Here is a 21,940-nt window from a genome sequence, read left to right on the forward strand (position 1 = left end):
CTGGGCCGGACTCCCCGATCATGCGACGATGACGGGTATGAATCGCCTGGCTGATTCCCAGTCGCCCTATCTGCTCCAGCACGCCGACAACCCGGTGGACTGGTGGCCATGGGGAGAGGAGGCGATGGCGGAGGCGAGACGGCGGGACGTGCCGGTGCTGCTGAGCGTCGGCTACTCCGCGTGTCACTGGTGCCACGTGATGGCGCACGAGTCCTTCGAGGACGAGGCCACCGCCGCGTACCTCAACTCGCACTTCGTGAGCGTCAAGGTCGACCGCGAGGAGCGGCCCGACGTGGACGCCGTCTACATGGAGGCCGTGCAGGCGGCGACCGGGCAGGGCGGCTGGCCCATGACCGTCTTCCTCACGCCGGACGCGGAGCCCTTCTACTTCGGCACCTACTTCCCGCCCGAGCCCCGGCACGGCATGCCGTCCTTCCGCCAGGTGCTCCAGGGCGTCCAGCAGGCCTGGGCGGAGCGGCGGGACGAGGTCACCGAGGTCGCCGGGAAGATCGTGCGGGACCTCGCCGGGCGGGAGATCTCCTACGGCGACGCGCAGGCGCCCGGCGAGGAGCAGCTCGGGCAGGCGCTGCTCGGGCTGACCCGGGAGTACGACGAGCAGCGCGGCGGCTTCGGCGGGGCGCCGAAGTTCCCGCCGTCTATGGCCGTCGAGTTCCTGCTGCGCCACCACGCCCGCACCGGCGCCGAGGGCGCGCTGCAGATGGCGCGGGACACCTGCGAGCGGATGGCCCGCGGCGGCATCTACGACCAGCTGGGCGGCGGCTTCGCCCGCTACTCCGTGGACCGCGAGTGGGTCGTGCCGCACTTCGAGAAGATGCTCTACGACAACGCGCTGCTGTGCCGCGTGTACGCCCACCTCTGGCGCGCCACCGGGTCGGACCTCGCCCGCCGCGTCGCCCTGGAGACCGCGGACTTCATGGTGCGGGAACTGCGCACCGCGGAGGGCGGGTTCGCCTCCGCGCTCGACGCGGACAGCGACGACGGCACGGGCCGGCACGTCGAGGGCGCGTACTACGTGTGGACGCCCGCGCAGCTCACCGAGGTGCTCGGCGCCGAGGACGCCGGACTCGCCGCCCAGTACTTCGGCGTGACCGAGGAGGGCACCTTCGAGCACGGCGCGTCCGTGCTGCAACTGCCGCAGCAGGAGGGCGTCTTCGACGCCGCGCGGATCGCCTCGGTGCGGGAGCGGCTGCTGGCCGCGCGGGGCGGCCGGGCCGCCCCCGGCCGGGACGACAAGGTCGTCGCCGCCTGGAACGGCCTCGCGATCGCCGCGCTCGCCGAGACCGGCGCCTGCTTCGAGCGCCCCGACCTGGTGGAGGCCGCCGTGGCCGCCGCCGACCTGCTGGTCCGGCTGCACCTCGACGAGCAGGTCAGGCTCACCCGCACCAGCAAGGACGGCCGGGCCGGTGCCAACGCCGGGGTGCTGGAGGACTACGCCGACGTGGCGGAGGGCTTCCTCGCGCTGGCCTCGGTCACCGGGGAGGGCGTCTGGCTGGACTTCGCCGGCTTCCTGCTCGACCACGTCCTCACCCGCTTCACGGACGCCTCCGGCTCGCTGTACGACACGGCGTCCGACGCGGAGCACCTGATCCGCCGCCCGCAGGACCCCACCGACAACGCGACGCCGTCGGGCTGGAGCGCCGCCGCGAACGCCCTGCTCTCCTACGCCGCCCACACCGGTTCCGAGCCGCACCGCACCGCCGCCGAGCACGCCCTCGGCGTGGTGAAGGCGCTCGGCCCGCGGGTCCCGCGCTTCGTCGGCTGGGGGCTGGCCGCCGCCGAGGCGCTGCTCGACGGGCCGCGCGAGGTCGCCGTCGTCGGACCGGACGCCGCCGACGCCGCCGCGCGCGGACTGCACCGGACGGCGCTGCTGGGGACGGCGCCGGGCGCGGTCGTCGCCTTCGGTGTGGAGGGGAGCGACGAGTTCCCGCTGCTGGCCGGACGGCCGCTGGTCGGCGGGGCGGCGGCCGCGTACGTCTGCCGGAACTTCACCTGTGACGCGCCGACGACCGATCCGGAGCGGCTGCGGGCCGCGCTGAACGGCTGAGGCGGCCCGTGCGGGGGTAGACCAAGGGTGGCGGGCGGACGCGTCCGGGCCCGCGGCGGGGCGGGCCGATCCGACCGACGTCGCGTCCGCCATGAACCTTTCGGCTCCGGCCGCCGTCTTCGGCATCGGTGCGGACCGCATCGAGATCCGCCGAATCCAGCCCTCCGGAGCCGCCCGATGAGCCACGAGTCCACCGTCCCCGGCGCGTTGGGCCGTCCGGCCGTACGTCCCTCGAAGCCGCCCGCGGTGCCGCCCGAGCCGGCCGCCGTCACCATCGTCGTACCGACCTTCAACGAGTCGGGGAACATACGGCAGCTGCTGCGGCGGACGGCCGAGTCGGTGCCGGCCCGGCTGCCCTGCGAAGTCGTCTTCGTGGACGACTCCACCGACGACACCCCGGACGTGATCCGCGCGGCGGCGCCCGACTGCCCCTTCCCGGTCACCGTGCTGCACCGGGACGAGCCGGTCGGCGGGCTGGGCGGCGCCGTCGTCGAGGGCATACGGGCGGCCGGGGCGGACTGGATCGTCGTCATGGACGGCGACTGCCAGCACCCGCCCTCGCTGGTGCCGGAACTGGTCGCCACCGGTGAGCGGACGAAGGCCGGGCTCGTCGTCGCCTCCCGCTACACGCGGGGCGGCAGCCGCGCGGGCCTGGCCGGCGGCTACCGGGTGGCGGTCTCGCGGGCGGCGACCTGGCTGACCAAGGCGCTCTTCCCGCGCCGGCTGCGGGGCATCAGCGACCCGATGAGCGGCTTCTTCGCGATCCGCCGCGCCGAGGTGACCGCCGACGCGCTCAAGCCGCTCGGCTACAAGATCCTGCTGGAACTGGCCGTCCGCGACCGCCCCGGCACGGTCGCCGAGGTGCCGTTCGTCTTCGAGGAGCGGTTCGCCGGGGAGTCCAAGTCCACCGCGCGGGAAGGGCTGCGCTTCCTGCGCCATCTGGTCGGACTGCGCACCGCCGCGCCGCTGGCCCGCATGATCGTGTTCGGATTGATCGGGCTGAGCGGCTTCGTGCCCAACCTGGCCGCCCTGTGGGCGCTGACGGCGGCCGGGATGCACTACCTGCCGGCCGAGATCGTCGCCAACCAGTTCGGCGTGGCCTGGAACTTCCTGCTGCTGGAGCGGCTGCTCTTCCACGACCGGCGACGGCACCGGCACTGGGCCGACCGCACCCTGCGCTTCGCCCTGATCGCCAACGCCGACCTGGTGCTGCGCATCCCGCTGATCGCCCTGCTCGTCGCCCAGTTCGGCCTCGCCGTACTGCCGGCCACCGCCCTGGCCCTGGTCATCACCTTCGTCCTGCGCTTCGCCGGCACGGAGGCGCTCGTCTACCTCCCGCGAAGGCGCCGCGGCGACCGGCACCCCCGCCAGGTGTCCTGACCCGCTAGGCCCCGTCCCGCCCGGCGTCCGTGAGGGCCCGTGCCACGATCGCCTCCAGCTGGTCGTGGTGGGCGCCCTTCCAGTACGCGCGGCCGCAGTCGCCGCACCGAGCGAACACGTCGTACGACCGCTCGGTGCCGCCCTTGAGCTGGTCGGCCACCTCGGCCTTGGTGGCCGGCGCCAGGGGGCCGTTGCACGCGGTGCACCGGGTCCACGGGCGCAGTTCGGGCCGGAACCGGGCCAGGACCTCACGGAGCTGTTCCTCGGGGCGGGTGCTGTAGACGTAGGCACCGGCCCACAGCTCGCGGCGGCGCAGCAGGCCCCGGTCGCGGCTGAGCATGACCCGCCGCTCGGCCGCCGAGAGGGAGGCGAGGGCCGGGTCGCCGAGGTCCGCCGACTGGTACGTCGTGTCCACGCCGAGCAGCCGCAAGCGGCGGGCGAGCGTGCCGAGGTGGACGTCGAGCAGGAAGCGCAGGGGAGCGCCGGGTACCTCCTGGGGGTGCGCGACGGCCCGGACGCGCACCGACTCGCCGCCCGTGGGGACGTGTCCGGCCGGAACCTCGCGGCCGTCGACGAGGAGGGCGCCGACCTCGGTCAGCGGGACGCCGAGGGACTCGACGACGTGCCCGAGGGTGGAGACCCCGTCGGCGGTGGCGCGGGCGACCCCGGTGGGGCGGGCGCGCGGCACGAACAGGTGCAGTTCGGGAGGGAACTCGACGTGGATCTCGGGACCGTTCACCCGGTGGCCTTCCTCGTGCCGCCGGCCGCCTAGTAGGCGACCAGCGAGATGCCCACGTAGTGGGCGATGAACGCGGCCAGGGTGAAGGAGTGGAAGACCTCGTGGAAGCCGAACCAGCGGGGGGACGGGTTGGGGCGCTTGAGGCCGTAGATCACGCCACCCGCGCTGTAGAGCAGGCCGCCCGCGATCACCAGGACGAGGACGGCGATGCCGCCGGCCCGCATGAACTCGGGCAGGTAGAAGACGGCCGCCCAGCCCATGGCGAGGTAGCAGGGGGTGTAGAGCCAGCGCGGGGCGCCGACCCAGAAGACACGGAAGACGATGCCCGCGGCCGCGGCGGCCCAGATGCCCCAGAGCAGCCACTCGCCCTGGGCGCCGGGCAGCAGCAGCATCGTGAGCGGGGTGTAGGTGCCCGCGATGATCAGGAAGATGTTGGCGTGGTCCAGGCGCCGCAGCACGCCGTCCATGCGCGGGCTCCAGTTGCCCCGGTGGTAGAGCGCGCTGACGCCGAAGAGCAGACAGGCCGTCAGGACGTAGATCCCGCAGGCGACACGGGCCTGGGTCGACTCGGCGAGGGCGGTGAGCACGAGGCCAGCGACCAGCACGGCCGGGAACATGGCCAGGTGCAGCCAGCCGCGCAGCTTCGGCTTGACCGGATGCGGCAGGGAGATCGCCACAGGGCCGCGGCCGTCGGCCGGCGTGTCCCTGGGCTCGTCGGGGACGGACGCAGTCATGAGCGCATCGTACCTACGGTTCCGTAAGTTACGTATCAGTACGGACGTATGACGAACGGCGAGTGGCCATCGTCTCACGGGCCCTCCTGCCCCGCATCCCCGCCGTGTGCACGTGGCGATCCTCACTCCGCTCAAGTGTGACGCCCTCTGGACAGATGGGCGCTCACGTCGGATGATCAAATGAGTGCGGTCGACACCGGATGAGCGCCCACGAGGTCAACGTCACGCGTCCGGGTCGCAGCCCCCAAGGGGCCTCCAACCACAAACCCCTCATCTAGGAGCAATCGTGGCGCGCGACATCGCTGCTCCCCCCGTCCCCACCAACCACCAGGAGCTGATCTCGTGGGTGAACGAGATCGCCGAACTGACCCAGCCGGACGACGTGGTCTGGTGTGACGGATCCGAGGCCGAGTACGAGCGCCTGTGCGGGGAGCTCGTGGCGAAGGGCACCTTCCGCAAACTCGACCCCATCAAGCGGCCGAACTCCTACTACGCCGCCTCCGACCCCTCCGACGTCGCGCGCGTCGAGGACCGGACCTTCATCTGCTCCGCCAAGGAGGAGGACGCCGGCCCGACCAACCACTGGAAGGACCCCGCCGAGATGCGGGACATCTTCAGTGGCGACCAGGGCCTGTTCCGCGGCTCGATGCGCGGCCGCACCATGTACGTCGTGCCCTTCTGCATGGGCCCCCTCGGTTCCCCGCTCTCCGCGCTCGGCGTGGAGATCACCGACTCCGCGTACGTCGCCGTCTCCATGCGCACGATGACCCGCATGGGACAGCCGGTCCTGGAGGAGCTGGGCGACGAGGGGTTCTTCGTCAAGGCCGTGCACACCCTCGGCGCCCCGCTGGCCGAGGGCGAGAAGGACGTGCCCTGGCCCTGCAACAGCACCAAGTACATCTCGCACTTCCCCGAGGACCGCGAGATCTGGTCCTACGGCTCCGGCTACGGCGGCAACGCCCTGCTCGGCAAGAAGTGCTACGCCCTGCGCATCGCCTCCGTCATGGCCCGCGACGAGGGCTGGCTGGCCGAGCACATGCTGGTGCTGAAGCTGACCCCGCCCACCGGTGGGCCCAAGTACGTCGCCGCCGCCTTCCCGTCCGCCTGCGGCAAGACCAACCTCGCCATGCTGGAGCCCACGATCTCCGGCTGGACGGTCGAGACGATCGGCGACGACATCGCCTGGATGCGCTTCGGCGAGGACGGCCGCCTGTACGCCATCAACCCCGAGGCCGGCTTCTTCGGCGTCGCGCCCGGCACCGGTGAGCACACCAACGCCAACGCGATGAAGACCCTGTGGGGCAACTCCGTCTTCACCAACGTCGCGCTCACCGACGACGGCGACGTGTGGTGGGAGGGCATGACCGAGGAGACGCCCGCCCACCTGACGGACTGGAAGGGCAACGACTGGACGCCCGAGTCCGGCACCCCGGCCGCGCACCCCAACGCCCGCTTCACCACCCCCGCCGCGCAGTGCCCGATCATCGCGCCGGAGTGGGAGGACCCCAAGGGCGTGCCGATCTCGGCGATCCTCTTCGGCGGGCGCCGCGCCACCGCCGTACCGCTGGTGACCGAGTCCTTCGACTGGAACCACGGCGTCTTCCTCGGCGCCAACGTGGCCTCCGAGAAGACCGCCGCCGCCGAGGGCAAGGTCGGCGAGCTGCGCCGCGACCCCTTCGCCATGCTGCCCTTCTGCGGCTACAACATGGGCGACTACATGGGGCACTGGATCGACGTGGCCAAGGACAAGGACCAGTCCAAGCTGCCGAAGATCTACTACGTCAACTGGTTCCGCAAGGACGACGAGGGCCGCTTCGTCTGGCCCGGCTTCGGTGAGAACGGCCGCGTCCTGAAGTGGATCGTGGAGCGTCTGGAGGGCCGCGCGGAGGGCGTCGAGACGCCGATCGGCGTGCTGCCGGCCAAGGGCTCCCTCGACACCGAGGGCCTCGACCTCCCCGACGCCGACCTGGAGTTCCTGCTCAGCGTCGACAAGGAGGTGTGGCGCGAGGAGGCGGCGCTCGTGCCCGAGCACCTCAACACCTTCGGCGACCACACGCCCACCGAGCTGTGGGACCAGTACCGGGCCCTGGTGCAGCGCCTGGGCTGATCTTCCGCCTCCCTGCTTCGCGGCCGGTTCGACTAGCCCTGACCAGTGAAGTCGTCACGAAAGCCGGCCGCGATGGGGTTCTGCCCGCTCCTGTAGCTCGATGTCCTGGAGCCGGGCGGACACCCCGCTCGGGCCGGGTCCCCGCACAACGGCGTGCGATGGACCCGGCCCTTCGGTGTACGAGGGCTCCGGCCCTCGGCGTACGTCACGAGGCCGACGCGTACCGCGGGGCGAGGGCGGCGGCGTGTACGTCCATGCGCTCGGCGGTCAGGATCGCGGCCGCCGTGTCGGCGCGGGAGGCCGCCACCACCAGGGCACGGCCCGCCAGCGTGTGCGCGCGGCGGTGCAGGGCCGGCGGGTGCGGCTCGGGGTGGGCGGCGCTCACCGGCACGCGGACCGGCGCCCGTCCTCCGCGCAGCCGGGCCACCTGCCCGGCGAGCCGCTCGGCCGCGGCGTCCAGGTCGGCGTCGGGGGCCAGCGCGCGCAGCTCGTCCGTGACGGCGAGCAGCGCCGCGAGGTGGCCGGCGAGCTGGATGTCCAGCTCTTCCTCCCGGGACCGGTGGGGGAAGTCGGAGGTGGTGCCGGCCGCCGTGCTGTGGACCGACTTGCTGCGGATCGCTTCGTACATGGGACGGCCTCCTGTTTGCTCCAGGAAGCCATCCTACATTGGAATCAATCTAAAGTTGAGGGCGTTCAGGATCTGGTCGGGCTCAGGGCTGGCTGTAGCCCTCCAGGAAGTTCCCGATCCGGTATACCGCCTCGCGCAGGTCACCGGCCGTGGGCAGCGTCACCACCCGGAAGTGGTCCGGCTCGGGCCAGTTGAAGCCGGTGCCCTGGACGACCATGATCTTCTCCTGCCGCAGCAGGTCCAGGACCATCCGCCGGTCGTCCTTGATCTTGAAGACCGTGGGATCGAGCCGCGGGAAGAGGTACAGCGCGCCCTTCGGCTTCACGCAGGTCACGCCCGGAATGCTGGTCAGCGCCGCGTGCGCGGCGTCCCGCTGCTCCCGCAGCCGCCCGCCCGGCAGCACCAGCTCGTTGATGGTCTGCCGCCCGCTGAGCGCCGCGACCACGCCGTGCTGCCCCGGCATGTTGGCGCACAGCCGCATGTTCGCCAGCACGGTCAGGCCCTCGATGTAGGACTCGGCGTGCGCGCGCGGACCGGAGATCGACATCCAGCCGACCCGGTAACCGGCCACCCGGTACGCCTTCGACATGCCGTTGAAGGTGAGGGTCAGCAGGTCCGGCGCGATCGCCGCGGTCGGGGTGTGCGTGGCCTCGTCGTACAGGATCTTGTCGTAGATCTCGTCGGAGCAGACCAGCAGGTTGTGCCGGCGTGCGATGTCGGTCAGGCCGCGCAGCATCGCCTCGTCGTAGACCGCGCCCGTCGGGTTGTTCGGGTTGATGATCACGAGCGCCTTGGTGCGGTCGGTGATCTTCCGTTCCAGGTCGGCGAGGTCCGGCATCCAGTCGGACTGCTCGTCGCAGCGGTAGTGGACCGCCGTGCCGCCGGAGAGCGAGACGGCGGCCGTCCACAGGGGGTAGTCGGGCGCCGGGACGAGGACCTCGTCGCCGTCGTCGAGCAGCCCCTGCATCGCCATCACGATCAGCTCGGAGACGCCGTTGCCGATGAAGACGTGCTCGACGTCCGTCTCGATGCCGAGGGTCTGGTTGTGCATGACGACCGCGCGGCGGGCGGCCAGCAGACCCTTCGCGTCGCCGTATCCGTGCGCCGTCGAGACGTTGCGGAGGATGTCCTCCAGGATCTCGGGCGGGCACTCGAAACCGAAGGCCGCCGGGTTGCCCGTGTTCAGCTTCAGGATGCGGTGTCCGGCCGCTTCCAGCCGCATCGCCTCCTCGAGCACCGGGCCCCGGATCTCGTAACAGACGTTGGCGAGCTTGGTCGACTGGATCACCTGCATGTCCGTGAGCTTACGACCCGGTTACGTTTCATGGGTCGTGTTATCCGCCACTTGAGACATGCGGTATGGGCGGTTTTGGTCACTCACCGGGAACTCCGCCGTACCGAGCGCCCCGCCAGCACGTCCGTACGCCGCCCGTCCGCCATCACGAACTGCCCTTCCACCAGCACGTACGGGATGCCGGCCGGCAGCACGCGCGGGTTCTCGTAGGTGCTGCCCGCCGCGACCGTCGCCGGGTCGAAGAGCACCAGGTCCGCCCGGTACCCCTCGCGGACCAGACCCCGGTCCGGCAGGCGCAGCCGGGCCGCCGGGCGCGAGGTGAGGTGGGCGACGCACTCCTCCAGGGAGAGCACGCCCAGCTCGCGCACGTAGTGGCCGAGGTAGTGCGGGAAGGTGCCGTAGGCGCGCGGGTGGGGCTTGGTGCCCTGGAGGATGCCGTCCGAGCCGCCGGTGTGGACGCGGTGCCGCATGATCGCGCGCACGTTCTCCTCGTGACCGACGTGCTGGAGGATGGTCGGGGCCAGCCGGTCGGTCAGCAGCAGGTTCCTGGCGACCGTCCACGGGGCCTCGCCGCGCGCGGTGGCCGACTCCATGACCGTGCGGCCGACGTACTCGCCGAGCGCCGGGTCACCGGTGCCGGAGATCTCGATCCTGTCCCACTCGATGGGCACGCCGTGGCAGCCGTCGGCGCCGATCTCCTCCATGTGGTGCCGGATGCGTTCGGCGGTGTCGTCGTCCGACAGCCGCTTCATGATCTGCTCCGGGCCACCCTCGCTCGCCCAGCTCGGCAGCATCGCCACGAGGGTGGTGCAGCCGGGGGTGTAGGGGTACGTGTCGAGCGTGATGTCGGCCCCGGCGGCCAGCGCCTCGTCGAGCAGCGTCAGCAGCTCGGGGGCCCTGCCCTTGTTGACGCCGAAGTTCATGGTGGCGTGCGCCAGGTGCAGCGGGCAGTCCGCCTCCCGGGTCAGCTCCACCATCTCCTCGTACGCCTGGAGCGCCCCGGCGCCGTACGAGCGGTGGTGCGGGCAGTAGTAGCCGCCGTACCCGGCGACCACCCGGCACAGCTCGGTCAGCTCCGCGTCCTTCGCGTACATGCCCGGCGTGTACGTCAGCCCGGACGACATGCCGACCGCGCCCTGCTCCATGCCCTCGGCGACCAGCCGCCGCATGTGCTCCAGCTCGGCGTCGGTCGCGTCCCGGTCGTCCCAGCCGACCGCCAGGGCGCGGACCGTGCCCTGCGGGATCAGGTACGCCGCGTTGACCGCGATGCCCCGGTCGAGCCGGTCCAGGTACTCGCCCACAGACCGCCAGTCGAAGTCGATGTCGTCGCCGGGGCCGTTCCACCCGGCGATCGCGCGGCGCACCTCGCCGAGGGTGCGGTCGTCGACCGGCGCGTACGAGAGCCCGTCCTGGCCGATGACCTCCAGGGTGACGCCCTGCGCGGCCTTGGCGCTGTGGTCGGGGTCCCGCAGCAGCGCCAGGTCGCTGTGGGCGTGCATGTCGATGAAGCCGGGGGAGAGGACCAGGCCCTCGGCGTCCAGCTCGCGGCGCGCCTCGGGGCGCTGGCAGCCCGCGGCCGCCGCCTCCTTGACGATCGAGACGATGCGGCCGCCGTCGACCACGACGTCGGCGCGGTAGGAGGCGGCGCCGGAGCCGTCCACGACCTCCGCGTCCCGGATGACCAGCTCTTCCATGTCCCGGTCCCTTCCTGAAAGAACGTGTTCCTAGAAGAACGTGCGGATGTACTCGACGACCGTCCCGTCCGCCTCGGCGACCGGGATGAGCTGCCACTTGTCGAAGGACGTGCAGGGGTGGGACAGACCCAGGCCCAGCCAGTCCCCGACCGCCAGCTCCGCCTCCGGGGCGGTGCGCAGCCAGGCGTGCTGGTCGGACAGGCCGGTGACCGAGATGCCGGTGGCCGGGCGCTCGGGCCCGCCGTCCGCCGGACGCACCACCTGGGCGAACGGCAGGTCTAGGTCGTACGCCGCGTCCCGCTTGCCCGCGTTGGCGAAGGCCTGCTCGGGGGAGGGGCGGGAGACCACCTGGGTCCACAGCCGGAACGCGGGCTCCAGGGCGCCCTCGGCGGGGACGCGGTTGAAGGGGGTCACCTCCCGGTAGTGCCCGTCGTCGTGGGAGACGTAGGCGCCCGAGCGCAGCAGCTTCAGTACGGGCAGGGACAGGCCGGGAACCTCGGCGAACACGTCGGCCACCGCGTCGAACCAGGCGCTGCCGCCCGCGCTCAGCACGATCTCGTCCAGGCCGCCCGCGCCGAACCGTCCGGCCTTGTCGAACTCTGCCGCCAGCGCGACCAGCCGCCGCAGCCAGGCGTGCACGCGCTCCGGGTCGGCGTCGGGCACCTCGCCCTCGTATCCGGCGACCCCGGCCAGCCGCAGGGTCCGGGTGCCGGCCACCGCGTCCGCGACGGCCGCGCAGTCCGCCTCGGTGCGCGCCCCGGTCCGGGCCCCCTCACCGGCGGCCAGCTCGACCACGACGTCCACCGGCCGGGCGGCCCCCGCGCCGGTGAGCGCCGCGTCCATCAGCTCGACGCCGCGCACGGAGTCGGCGTAGCAGACGAAGCGGAAGTCGGGGTCGGCGTCCAGCTCGGCGGCGATCCAGCGCAGCGCGGCGGCGTCGACCAGCTCGTTGGCGAGGAAGATCCGCCCGACGCCGAAGGCGCGCGCCACCCGCACCTGGTGCGGCACGGCCAGGGTGATGCCCCAGGCGCCGTGCTCGATCTGGCGGTGGAAGAGCTGCGGGGCCATGGAGGTCTTGCCGTGCGGCGCGAAGGCGAGGCCGTGCCGGGCCGCGTACGTCTCCATCAGCGCGAGATTGTGCTCCAGGCGCTCGGCGGAGAGGGCCAGCACGGGCGTGGCGAAGCCGTCGGTGAAGAGGTTCCGGCGCTGTCCGGCCAGCTCCGCGACGGTCAGGCCGTCGGCGTCCGGCGGGAGGCCCTTGAAGCGGTGGTCGACGTGCTCCTCGGCGAGACGGGCGAGGGCATCGGTGCCGGTGTCGAGGGCCATGGAGCCTCCATGAGTTGCAGTGTTGCATTGTGTGCAACGGTCATTGCGTATGTCGCTTACTGGTGTCTAACATCTCGGCCAACGCGGGGTCAACGGATCCCCCGAGACCCGCGAGACCCGCGAGACCCGCGCGAGCCGCGAGCTGCGGGAGCCGCGGACCCGAAGACCCGAAGACCCACAGAGCCGCAAGGGAGCCCCCACCATCGTGACCGCCACCGGACCCACCAGCACCGCCCCCGACGTCGTGGACGTCGTCGCGCTCGGCGAGTCCATGGTCACCTTCCTGCCCTCGCGGCCGGGGCGCCTCGCCGACGTCCCCTCCTTCGACCGGGCCATCGGCGGCGCCGAGTCCAACGTGGCCTGCGTGCTCGCCGCCGCCGGGCACACCACGCGCTGGGCCGGCCGGGTCGGCGCCGACGGCTTCGGCGACCACCTCGTCGAGGCCATCGGCGCCTACGGCGTGGACGTCTCCCTCGTCCGCCGGGACCCCGACCGCCCGACCGGGATCTACTTCCGCACCGCCGGCGACCGCGCCACCGACGCCCACGAGGTCGCGTACTACCGGGCGGGCTCCGCGGCCTCCGCGATGTCCGTCGACACCATGGACCTCGACGCCCTCCGCTCCGGCCGCGTCCTGCACGTGTCCGGCATCACGCCCGCGCTCTCCGCCGACTGCCTCGGCCTGATGCGCGAACTCACCGCCCGGCGCCCCGGCCGCGCCCGGGGCCCCCTCGTCTCGTTCGACGTCAACCACCGCCCCGGCCTGTGGCGCGAGTCCGGGGAGGGCCCCGAGGTACTGCTCGAACTGGCCCGCGGCGCCGACATCGTCTTCGTCGGCGAGGACGAGGCCTGGGGTCTCGGCGGCCCCCAGGCCGTGCGCGCCGCGCTGCCCGAGCCCGCCGTCCTCGTCGTCAAGCAGGGCGCGACCGGCGCCACCGCCTTCCACGGCACGGAGGCCACCTCCGTACCCGCCCTCACCGTCGATGTCGTCGCCGCGGTCGGCGCGGGCGACGCCTTCGCCGCCGGGTTCCTCTCCGCCACCCTGCGCGGACTGCCCGTGCGCGAGCGGCTGCGCCACGGCCACCTCATGGCCGCCGCCGCCCTCACCGTCCCCGGCGACCTCGCCACGCCCCCCGCCCGCGACCACGCCGACCGCCTCGCCGCCCTCGACGACGCGGCGTGGGGGAGACTGCGACTCGGCCCCGGCTGGACCCAGGCCGGCGAGAGGGCCGACGAGGAGGCACGCACACCATGAGTCAGACCGTCGACCGCGCGCTCAGCATCCTGCCGCTGCTCGCCGAGGGCCCCGCGGACCTCGGCCGGGTCGCCGACCGCCTCGGCGTGCACAAGTCCACCGCGCTGCGCCTCCTGCGCACCCTGCACGACCACGGCTTCGTCTACCGCCAGTCCGACCAGCGCTACCGCCTCGGCGCCCGGCTCATCTCCCTCGCCCAGGAGGCGATGGAGAACCTCGACGTCCGGGAGATCGCCCACCCCCACCTCGTACGCCTCAACGAGCAGGTCGGACACACCGTCCACCTCGCCGTCCACGAGGAGGGCGAGGTCCTCTACATCGACAAGGTGGAGAGCCGCTACCCGGTCCGCATGTACTCCCGGATCGGCAAGCCCGTCGCCATCACCGTCGCCGCCGTGGCCAAGCTGCTCCTCGCCGACCTCCCCGAGAACGAGCGCCGCGCCGTGGTCGAGCAGCTCGACTACCCCATGTACACGGCCCGTTCCACACCGAACGCCGACGGCTTCCTCAAGGAGCTGGCCAAGGTGCGCGAACAGGGCTGGGCCACCGACCTCGGTGGCCACGAGGAGTCCATCAACTGCGTCGCCGCACCCATCCGGGGCGCCGACGGCAGGGTGGTCGCCGCGATGTCGGTCTCCGCACCGAACGTCGTCGTCACCGCCGACGAACTCCTCACCCTGCTCCCGCTGGTGCGCCGTACGGCGGACGCCATCAGCGGCGAGTACTCCGGCAGGACCCCAGTCAAGGAAGTCACCACATGACCGACAAGATCGCCCTCACCCCGGCCACCCACACCACCCCGCCGGCGAAGTTCTCCCACGGCGTCCGCAAGGGCAACATCCTCCAGGTCGCCGGCCAGGTCGGCTTCCTCCCCCACGAGGAGGGCAAGGCCCCCACCCCGGCCGGCCCGACCCTGCGCGAGCAGACCCTCCAGACCCTCGCCAACGTCAAGGCGATCCTGGAGGAGGGCGGCGCCTCCTGGGACGACGTGATGATGATCCGCGTCTACCTCACGGACGTGGACCACTTCGCCGAGATGAACGAGATCTACAACGCGTACTTCGCGGAGCAGGGCCTCACCCAGCCGCCCGCCGCGCGCACGACCGTCTACGTCGGCCTCCCCGCGGGCCTGCTCATCGAGATCGACGCGCTCGCCGTCCTGGGCTGACCCTCCCCCTCGGCCCTCCGCGTTCCCGAACCGCCTGTCGCACGGCACGGCGCTCCCCGTCCCCAGGGGGCGCCGTGCCGCGCCCCGCCCTGCCCGAAAGCACCATGTGTTTAGCCAGAGGACCCCCGAATGCCCCCTGTGTCCCTCCAGCTCGCCGCCGCCGAGACCCCACCGCACACCGGCGGTCTGCTCACCCTGATCGACGGCACCGCAGGTCTGCTGACCGTCGCCGCGATCGGCATCGTGCTGCTGCTCTTCCTGATCATCAAGGTGCGGCTGCAGCCCTTCGTCGCGCTGCTCGCCGTCTCCATAGCCGTCGGCCTGCTCGCCGGCCTCTCGGTCACCGAACTCTTCGGCACCGTCCAGAAGTCCGACGCCGTCTCCACCATCGAGTCCGGCATGGGCGGCATCCTCGGACACGTCGCCATCATCATCGGCCTGGGCACCATGCTCGGCGCGATCCTCGAAGTCAGCGGCGGCGCGCAGGTGCTGGCCTCCCGCCTGCTGGGCCTGTTCGGCGAGAAGCGCGCCCCCCTCGCGATGGGCCTCACCGGCCTCATCTTCGGCATCCCGGTCTTCTTCGACGTCGGCATCTTCGTCCTCGCGCCGATCGTCTACGCCGCGGCCAAGCGCTCCGGCAAGTCGGTGCTGATCTACTGCCTGCCGCTGCTGGCCGGCCTGTCGATGACCCACGCCTTCCTGCCGCCGCACCCCGGGCCGGTCGCCGCCGCCGGGCTGCTGAAGGTGGACCTCGGCTGGGTGATCCTCATGGGCATCGTCTGCGGCATCCCCGCCGTGCTCGCCGCCTGGGTGTTCTCCGCCTGGGTCGGCCGCCGCATCTTCGTGCCCGTCCCGCAGGACATGGTCGAGGCCGCCGACGAGGCCAAGCAGGCCGTCATCGAGGAGCAGCGGGCGTCCGGCGTCGAGCCGCACGAGAGCCCGGTCGCGCTCGGCACGGTCCTCGGCATCATCGGCACCCCGCTGGTGCTGATCCTCGCCGCGACCTTCTCCTCCATCGCCCTGGACCCGTCCACGCTCCGCTCGGTCATCGAGTTCTTCGGCAACCCGTTCGTGGCGCTGACCATCGCGCTCCTCCTCGCCTACTACCTGCTCGGCATCCGCCGCGGCTGGTCCCGCAAGTCCCTGGAGACCGTCTCGACGGCCTCGCTGAAGCCGGTCGGCAACATCCTGCTGGTCGTCGGCGCGGGCGGGGTCTTCGGTGCCGTCCTCAAGGGCAGCGGCGTCGCCCAGGCGCTCTCCGACACCTTCAACGACGTCGGCCTGCCGGTGATCGTCCTCGCGTACCTGATCTCCCTGGTGCTGCGGGTCGCGCAGGGCTCGGCGACCGTGGCCATCGTCACGACGGCGGGCATCGTGGCACCGCTGCTGGCGGAGGGCGACCACTCGCAGGCGTTCGTCGCGCTGGTCATCATGGCCATCTCGGCGGGCTCGATCTTCGCCTCGCACGTCAACGACGGCGGCTTCTGGATGGTCGCCAAGTACTTCGGCATCAGCGAGCGGGACACCCTGAAGACGTGGACCGTCCTGGAGAGCGTGCTGTCGCTGGCGGGCTTCGCGGTCGCGGCGGTACTGAGCCTGTTCGTGTAGGCGTCTGATAACGAAGTCGGGACCGACTGTGTCCGGCACAGGTTTGTCGACCATACTGCCCGCTGTGGAGCAGCGCAGAGGATCGAGCAGCCAGCCCCTGGAAGGCGCCGGATTCGACCCGGCATTCATCCCCGGGCTCACCGCGCCCGTGTCCGGTGAGCCGGCGGACGTGAGACGCGACAAGGCGGACGCGGACGCGGATGCGGAGACCGGGGTGGAGGCGGACCGCGTCGCGGACGGCGTGCCGCCCGCCCGGGAATCCGCCGAGGACTCCGCGGAAACGGACGAGGCGGCGGCCCCCGTGGACGGTCCCGTCTTCGAGGCCGCCGACCGCCGCGCGCGGATCGTCGCGGACCACAAGGGCGTACGTCTCTCCCTCGACGATCAGAGTTGCGAGTTCCGCTGGGACGAGGTCGGTGCCGTGGAGACCGAGACGGGCCGCTTCGGCAAGCGGTTCACCGTCACGGTGCACACGCCGGACCGCCGCTGGTACCCGATCGAGATCGAGGCGACGTCCCGGAGCCGGTTCGCGGAGTGGGAGTCGGCCCTGGACGAGGTCCTGGACGCGTACTTCGAGGACGACGAGGCCAAGACGGAGTCCGAGTCCGAGGCCGAGCCGGACCCCGAGTCCGAGGCGAAGTCGGACGCCGAGCCGGACACCGAGCCGGACACCGAGCCGGACACCGAGCCGGACACCGACTCGGACTCCAAGCCGGCCTCCAAGTCCGGCGGGAAGCCCGCGGCGGACGCCGAGGAGTAAGCGCATCGGGTGAAGATCCGCGCACGCCCTCTTGTCCGACCGGCGGCCATGAGCTTTCTTGACCCTCATGGCGGACCTCACGGGCAACACCACAGACGCGGGCGCGGCGGGCGGGACCGACTCGGCCCCGCGTAAGTCCAGTTGGCGCTACATCGGCCCCGGCATCGTCGTCGCGGCGACCGGGGTCGGCGCCGGCGACCTCGTGGCGACCCTGATCGCGGGCAGCAACTTCGGGTACACACTGTTGTGGGCCGCGGTCATCGGCTGCCTGGTCAAGATCTCCCTGGCCGAGGCGTGCGGCCGGTGGCACCTGTCCACCGGGACCACGCTCTTCGAGGGCTGGGCGAGCCTCGGCCGCTGGACCACGTGGTTCTTCGCGATATACGCCGTGATCTGGGGCTTCGTCTACGGCGCGGCCGCGATGTCGTCCAGCGCGCTGCCGCTCCAGGCCCTCTTCCCGGACGTGATGGACCTCGAATGGTGGGGCATCGCCTGCGGTCTGGTGGGCCTGGTGTTCGTCTGGTTCAACAAGTACAACGTCTTCGAGAAGGTCATGACGGTCCTGGTGGGCGTCATGTTCGTCGTGACCGTCTATCTGGCGATCCGCGTCACCCCCAACCTCGGCGAGGCCTTCGCCGGCCTCCTCCCGGTCCTCCCGGACGAGAAGGACTCGATCCTCAACACCCTCGGCCTGATCGGCGGCGTGGGCGGCACCATCACGCTGGCCGCGTACGGCTACTGGGTCAACGCCAAGGGCTGGACCAACACCGGCTGGATGAAGGTCATGCGCCTGGACAACCGGGTCGCGTACGCCACGACGGGCGTCTTCGTCATCGCCATGCTCTTCGTCGGCGCGGAACTGCTGCACTCGGCGAACATCGCGATCGCGAGCGGCGACAAGGGCCTGATCCAGCTCGGCGACGTCCTGGAGCAGGAGTACGGCACGGCCACGGGCAAGCTCTTCCTGATCGGCTTCTTCGCCACCTCCTTCACCTCGCTGATCGGCGTCTGGCACGGCGTGAGCCTGATGTTCGCCGACTTCCTGGCGCGCCTGCGGGGCGAGCGCGAGGCACGCGGCGACGAACTGGCCTCGGGCCGCCGCGAACGCTCCTGGGCGTTCCGCGCGTACCTGCTCTGGCTCACCTTCCCGCCCATCGTCCTGCTCTTCCAGGACGAGCCCTTCCGCCTGATCATCATCTACGGCGTCCTGGGCGCCGCCTTCATGCCCTTCCTCGCCCTGACCCTGATGTGGCTCCTCAACTCCTCCCGCACACCCCGCGAGTGGCGCAACGGCCGGCTGAGCAACGGCATGCTGACGGTCGCGGGCCTGCTGTTCCTGGTCCTGTGCGTGAAGCAGGTCTGGGACCAGCCGTGGTCGGAGTTCTTCCAGTAGCGGCGGCGGGGGCTCAGCCGCGCCCCTGCTGCGGGGGACGCCGCCCGTCCGGGCCTGCCTGGTCTCCGTGGCCGGCGGGTTGCTGCTGCAGGGCCCCGACCAGGTACTCGGTCAGCTCGGCACGTCCGGCCGTGTCCGTTCGTCGGACGGTCCCGCCGGGGCCGGACTTCGTCCGGGGCGGGTGCTTCATCGTCGGCCCCGGGCCGCCCATCTCCGGGTACTGCCCGTGGACCAGAGCCGGTCCCGGGCCGTCCGCTTCGAAGTGTTCGTAGCCTCCCGCGGGAGCGGGGGCGTGCAGCGGCTCGTAGTAGCTCTGGGGTGTCTGCAGCGAGGAGAAGGTCGGGATGACGATGGTCCCCGTCGTGCCCGCGACCGCCGGCCCGTCGTTCTCGTACCAGGGACGGTCGTAGCGGGACTCGGTGGGCTCCAGATCGTCGCTGGTGAGGTCCAGTCCCTGTCCCCTCTCCAGGGCGTCGGCGATCTGGTCCAGGGACCGTCCGCCCTGGAAGAGCTGGTCCATGTCCTTGAAGATCACCGGCTGGAAACCGGCCGCCAGGAGCAGTCGCGGCAGGAGCACGTGCACGTTCAGCCGCCGGTTCGTGTCCTCGAACGGGTGGACGATGTGGATACTCCGAACCGCTCGCCCGATGGCCTTGAAGCGGTCGCGGTCGGTCTCCGACCTGTCGAGATCCGCATACAGACGGTCGAGGATCTGCGTGACCAAACGCTCGACCTCGTCGTGCTTGTAGAGGGTCTCGATGAGGACGTTGGGAGCCCCGTGCATGCGGCCGTACCAGGTGAGGGCGTCCGGTCTGACGCCCGTACCGGCGAACCCGTCCCTGTTGACGGTCAGCCGCCTGCCGTCGATCTCCTCGTCCAGCACCGAGGGTGTGGGGGAGCTCGCACGCAGGGGAAAGCTGGTCGCGTAGCCGTCCTTGCCGGAGGGGTCGAAGTCCTTGCCGAGCCCGGACACCACGGAATCGTGCATCGCGTTGTACTTGGCGAAGTCGACCCGTTCGCCGATGTCCTCGCCGTTGAGGTGCTGGTCGTACGCGGCCGTCATGCTGGCCTGGTAACCCGGCGACTCCTGGTGGTCGTACAGTTCCCCGGGGTTCTGCGGGTGCGTCCGCCGTGCCTCTTCGTGGTGGGCCGGGTCGAGTTGGGTCCGCCACCAGCTGTCACGGGGGAGTACCTCCTCCAGCCGCCGGGGCGCGCGTGCGCCCGGAGCCGCCGTGGTGCCGACTCGCTGGACGGGCAGGTCGTGCACCGTACGCGCCACCGCGTTGTTTCCCGCGAGCTGCTGGAGAGACGGAACATCGAGCGGGCGGGACGCGGACATGTCCCGCGGCGGGGCCGAGGGCCTCGGAGCGTCGGGGCGCACAGTCGTTTCGTCCGTACGAGAACGGCGCAAGTACACGCTTGTCCCTCCGGTTCGGCCTGCCGTCATGGTGGCACTTCCGGAAGATGCCGGAAAAGGGCCGAACGGGCAGCGAGGAATGCCCTCGAAGGACGGTTCGCGACCCCGCAGCCGATCGTGAGCGGCGCAATGGCGGACTTGGCATCGGCACCCCGGCGATTGCGGGCCTGCTGCTGGTCCTGGACCGGACCATGGATCAGTCAAGATCCATCTTGTCCCCGTCGCTTGCGAACCTCTCCTTGGCGATGCTCGCCAGATTCTCACGCAAACCGGAGGTACGCGGGTCACCCGCCTTGATGGCCGGCTCGATGTTCCGAGTCCAGTAGGCGTCGACATCGGCGGTCGTACGGCACCCGGTCGCCCTCAGAAGGCCGGCAACTTGATTGTCGTCGCCCTTGGCCCTCGCGGTATCAGGCTTCTGGATCATCCGGTCCAGGTAGTTGAGGATCAGCTCGTCCCGCGAGATCTTGTCCCCCGAAATGACAGCGTCGCCTTCGACCTGCATCGATTCCTGCAGCTCGAACGGGCTGTTGAAGGCCGTGGTCTCACTGGACACATCGAACTGGAATTCCGGCACCTTCGCGTTCTTGCAATATATGGACTCCAGCTTGTTGTCCCGCCCACCGGTCTGTCCGGTCCAGTCGCCTGAACTCTCCATGGCGTTGAACAGCCGGGTCATGTTGTCGCCGTTCGACACGTCGATGTCGATGTCCTGAGGGGACCTCTCTGCTCCGTAGAGGTACGCGATGAGGCTGCCACCGAACCGGTACCCGACCTCGATGCTGCGCATCCATGCGTCGAATTCCTTCAGGACGACGTGCAGCTTTTCCCACCTCGGCCTTTGCTCCTCGGCCAGTTGTGGGTTCTCGGCCGCCAACTTCCTGAACCGCGCCTCCACCTCCGCCAGTGTGAGGTCGATCTTGGCCCCCTCTGGAACAGCGGGGGCGTTCGCCGGTGCCCGCTGCACCACCTGGCTGTACGCCTGGTTGCCGATGGCCCGCTGCAACACCACGGCCGAGTGCGGAGTGCCGGGCATCCGCGAGGCGGTCACCGCGGCGTCGTCGACGCGGCGGGGCACCGTACGGGTACTCCCGGGCCGGTGAGCTTGGGAGCGTTCGTCTTGGGCGTGCATGATCCGTCCTCCTGAGGGGGCAGGGCCTGTTGGCACTCTAGCCTCGTGCCCTCACGGGCGGCCTGCCCGTAGGGCGGAGAAGGGAAGATCGGGCATCAGGTGTGCCTCAAGGAGCAGTTGACCCGATGCCCCGGCACCGTCATCCCAACCGGTCCCACTCCTTGCTCAGCGCGATCTCCCGCAGCTGATCCATGGTCAGTGCGGGGGTCTCGCGGGTGGCGGCCTCGTTCTGGTCGCCGGTGTTGAAGGCGCTGACGACCACGCGGAAGCCGTCCGGTCCGGCGCGCAGTGTGTCGGCGGTCCACATCACGACGCCGGAGCCGCCCTTCTCGCCGGGGCTCTGCCGGGTCGCGACGCGGGTGCCGTCGGGCAGGGTCTCGCCGTCGCCGTACAACTCGTCGGCGACGTCGTCCATGCCGTGCTGCACGTTGATCTGGACGAGGCTCGCGCCCCGTCCGTCGTCCACGACGACGTACGCGTACTCGGACTCCTGCCCGCCCTGCGCGACGACCTTCAGCTGCTCGGGGAGCAGCCGGGCGAGGGTGTCGGCGACGGCCTTGCCGGAGGCGGCCCGGGGCCGCTCGGTGCTCGGTGCGGCCGACGGCTTGCGGGGCTCCGGGATGGCGTCGGCCACCCGGCGCCACACCCCGGCGGTGACGATCCCCCGCAACTGCGCCGTCGTCAGGGGAGGTTCGTCGCGGCTGACCGGGGCGCCCTTCTGGGCGGGGGAGTTCCACTCGGACAGGGTGACGTGGTGCCCCTCGGCGGTGACCAGGTCGGCGGACCAGAGCTTGGTCTCCGCGCGGCGGTCCGGATACTCGTAGCCCCGGTACAGCCGGAGCAGCGAGCCGTCGGCCAGCCGGTCGGTGACGCAGTCGTCGTAGTCCGTGAGGTTCTTGTCGGGGCACTTCCCCACGTCGCGGACCTGTTCGCTCCCCGGCCGGAGCCGCTGGACGCCCAGGGAGATCGCGGCGGCCCCGGCGCTGTCGTCGAACACGAGCGCCGCGCCGGGTCCGGGCCAGTCGTGCGTCCCCCTGGCCTCCTCCTGGCTGGTCACGCCCTTGGGCAGCCGATCCTTGAGTTCCCGCAGCAGGTCGTCGCCCGAGTAGGCGGTCGTGGCGGCGGTCGGAGCGCCGCCGCTCGAGGCGACGCTGGACCGTGCGGGCCCGGCCGGTTCGTCCGCCGGCAGGACCAGAACCCCGCCCACCCCGGCCAGGGCGACCCCGGCCACCCCGCCCAC

Annotated in this window: 18 protein-coding genes; 9 read left to right on the forward strand and 9 right to left on the reverse strand. The window is 71.5% G+C overall.

Annotated features, from left to right (window positions below):
* Positions 1-37: 37 nt before the first annotated feature.
* Together DMH12_RS40245 and DMH12_RS16060 are read left to right on the forward strand one after the other, a co-directional pair.
* Positions 38-2,065: a thioredoxin domain-containing protein gene (locus DMH12_RS40245; protein ID WP_185832344.1), complete on the forward strand. Its 2,028-nt coding sequence runs from the start codon at positions 38-40 to the stop codon at positions 2,063-2,065.
* 177 nt (positions 2,066-2,242) lie between these two features.
* A complete protein-coding gene (locus DMH12_RS16060) occupies positions 2,243-3,445 on the forward strand; it encodes a glycosyltransferase family 2 protein (RefSeq protein WP_125492257.1) in 1,203 nt (400 codons plus the stop codon).
* Between the two features lie 4 nt (positions 3,446-3,449).
* Here DMH12_RS16060 and DMH12_RS16065 read toward each other — a convergent pair whose 3' ends face one another.
* Together DMH12_RS16065 and DMH12_RS16070 are read right to left on the reverse strand one after the other, a co-directional pair.
* Entirely contained in the window at positions 3,450-4,184 is a 735-nt protein-coding gene (locus DMH12_RS16065) for a Mut7-C RNAse domain-containing protein (RefSeq protein ID WP_125492258.1), read from the reverse strand.
* Between the two features lie 29 nt (positions 4,185-4,213).
* Complete coding sequence (locus DMH12_RS16070; RefSeq protein ID WP_125492259.1) at positions 4,214-4,918, reverse strand: hemolysin III family protein; 705 nt, start codon at positions 4,916-4,918, stop codon at positions 4,214-4,216.
* Positions 4,919-5,204: 286 nt separating this feature from the next.
* Here DMH12_RS16070 and DMH12_RS16075 point away from each other — a divergent pair, with 286 nt between their 5' ends.
* On the forward strand, positions 5,205-7,025 hold the full coding sequence (locus DMH12_RS16075; RefSeq protein WP_125492260.1) for a phosphoenolpyruvate carboxykinase (GTP): 1,821 nt from the start codon (positions 5,205-5,207) through the stop codon (positions 7,023-7,025).
* A gap of 205 nt (positions 7,026-7,230) precedes the next feature.
* Here the strand turns inward: DMH12_RS16075 and DMH12_RS16080 are convergent, their stop codons facing one another.
* From DMH12_RS16080 to DMH12_RS16095, 4 genes are all read right to left on the reverse strand, one after another.
* Positions 7,231-7,653, reverse strand: a complete 423-nt coding sequence (locus DMH12_RS16080; RefSeq protein WP_125492261.1) for a hypothetical protein — start codon at positions 7,651-7,653, stop codon at positions 7,231-7,233.
* A gap of 82 nt (positions 7,654-7,735) precedes the next feature.
* Positions 7,736-8,947, reverse strand: coding sequence for a pyridoxal phosphate-dependent aminotransferase (locus DMH12_RS16085; RefSeq protein WP_125492262.1), 1,212 nt, complete (start codon positions 8,945-8,947; stop codon positions 7,736-7,738).
* A gap of 83 nt (positions 8,948-9,030) precedes the next feature.
* Positions 9,031-10,641, reverse strand: coding sequence for an amidohydrolase family protein (locus DMH12_RS16090; protein ID WP_125492263.1), 1,611 nt, complete (start codon positions 10,639-10,641; stop codon positions 9,031-9,033).
* A gap of 30 nt (positions 10,642-10,671) precedes the next feature.
* Positions 10,672-11,967 (reverse strand): amino acid deaminase, encoded by a 1,296-nt coding sequence (locus DMH12_RS16095; RefSeq protein WP_125492264.1) that lies wholly within the window; start codon positions 11,965-11,967, stop codon positions 10,672-10,674.
* Positions 11,968-12,172: 205 nt separating this feature from the next.
* On the opposite strand from DMH12_RS16095, the gene DMH12_RS16100 reads away from it, so the two are divergent.
* The 6 genes from DMH12_RS16100 to DMH12_RS16125 all read left to right on the forward strand — a co-directional run bounded on the left by DMH12_RS16100 (position 12,173) and on the right by DMH12_RS16125 (position 18,151).
* Entirely contained in the window at positions 12,173-13,222 is a 1,050-nt protein-coding gene (locus DMH12_RS16100; RefSeq protein WP_125492265.1) for a sugar kinase, read from the forward strand.
* Entirely contained in the window at positions 13,219-13,983 is a 765-nt protein-coding gene (locus tag DMH12_RS16105) for an IclR family transcriptional regulator (protein ID WP_122615976.1), read from the forward strand. The genes DMH12_RS16100 and DMH12_RS16105 overlap by 4 nt, the downstream gene beginning before the upstream one ends.
* Positions 13,980-14,390, forward strand: coding sequence for a RidA family protein (locus tag DMH12_RS16110; protein WP_114532128.1), 411 nt, complete (start codon positions 13,980-13,982; stop codon positions 14,388-14,390). The genes DMH12_RS16105 and DMH12_RS16110 overlap by 4 nt, the downstream gene beginning before the upstream one ends.
* Positions 14,391-14,519: 129 nt before the next feature.
* Positions 14,520-15,998, forward strand: a complete 1,479-nt coding sequence (locus tag DMH12_RS16115) for a GntP family permease (protein WP_125492266.1) — start codon at positions 14,520-14,522, stop codon at positions 15,996-15,998.
* 64 nt (positions 15,999-16,062) lie between these two features.
* Complete coding sequence (locus DMH12_RS16120) at positions 16,063-16,758, forward strand: hypothetical protein (protein ID WP_125492267.1); 696 nt, start codon at positions 16,063-16,065, stop codon at positions 16,756-16,758.
* Between the two features lie 67 nt (positions 16,759-16,825).
* A complete protein-coding gene (locus tag DMH12_RS16125; RefSeq protein WP_125492268.1) occupies positions 16,826-18,151 on the forward strand; it encodes an Nramp family divalent metal transporter in 1,326 nt (441 codons plus the stop codon).
* Positions 18,152-18,164: 13 nt separating this feature from the next.
* Here DMH12_RS16125 and DMH12_RS16130 read toward each other — a convergent pair whose 3' ends face one another.
* The 3 genes from DMH12_RS16130 to DMH12_RS16140 all read right to left on the reverse strand — a co-directional run.
* The gene (locus DMH12_RS16130; RefSeq protein ID WP_125492269.1) at positions 18,165-19,430 is read right to left on the reverse strand and encodes a hypothetical protein; all 1,266 of its coding nucleotides are present in this window, start codon (positions 19,428-19,430) and stop codon (positions 18,165-18,167) included.
* Positions 19,431-19,764: 334 nt separating this feature from the next.
* Positions 19,765-20,700, reverse strand: a complete 936-nt coding sequence (locus DMH12_RS16135; protein ID WP_125492270.1) for a hypothetical protein — start codon at positions 20,698-20,700, stop codon at positions 19,765-19,767.
* A gap of 139 nt (positions 20,701-20,839) precedes the next feature.
* On the reverse strand, positions 20,840-21,940 hold a 1,101-nt coding region (locus DMH12_RS16140), incomplete at its 5' end, for a hypothetical protein (protein ID WP_260474223.1).

This window comes from Streptomyces sp. WAC 04229 (genome assembly GCF_003947455.1).
GTDB lineage: Bacteria > Actinomycetota > Actinomycetes > Streptomycetales > Streptomycetaceae > Streptomyces.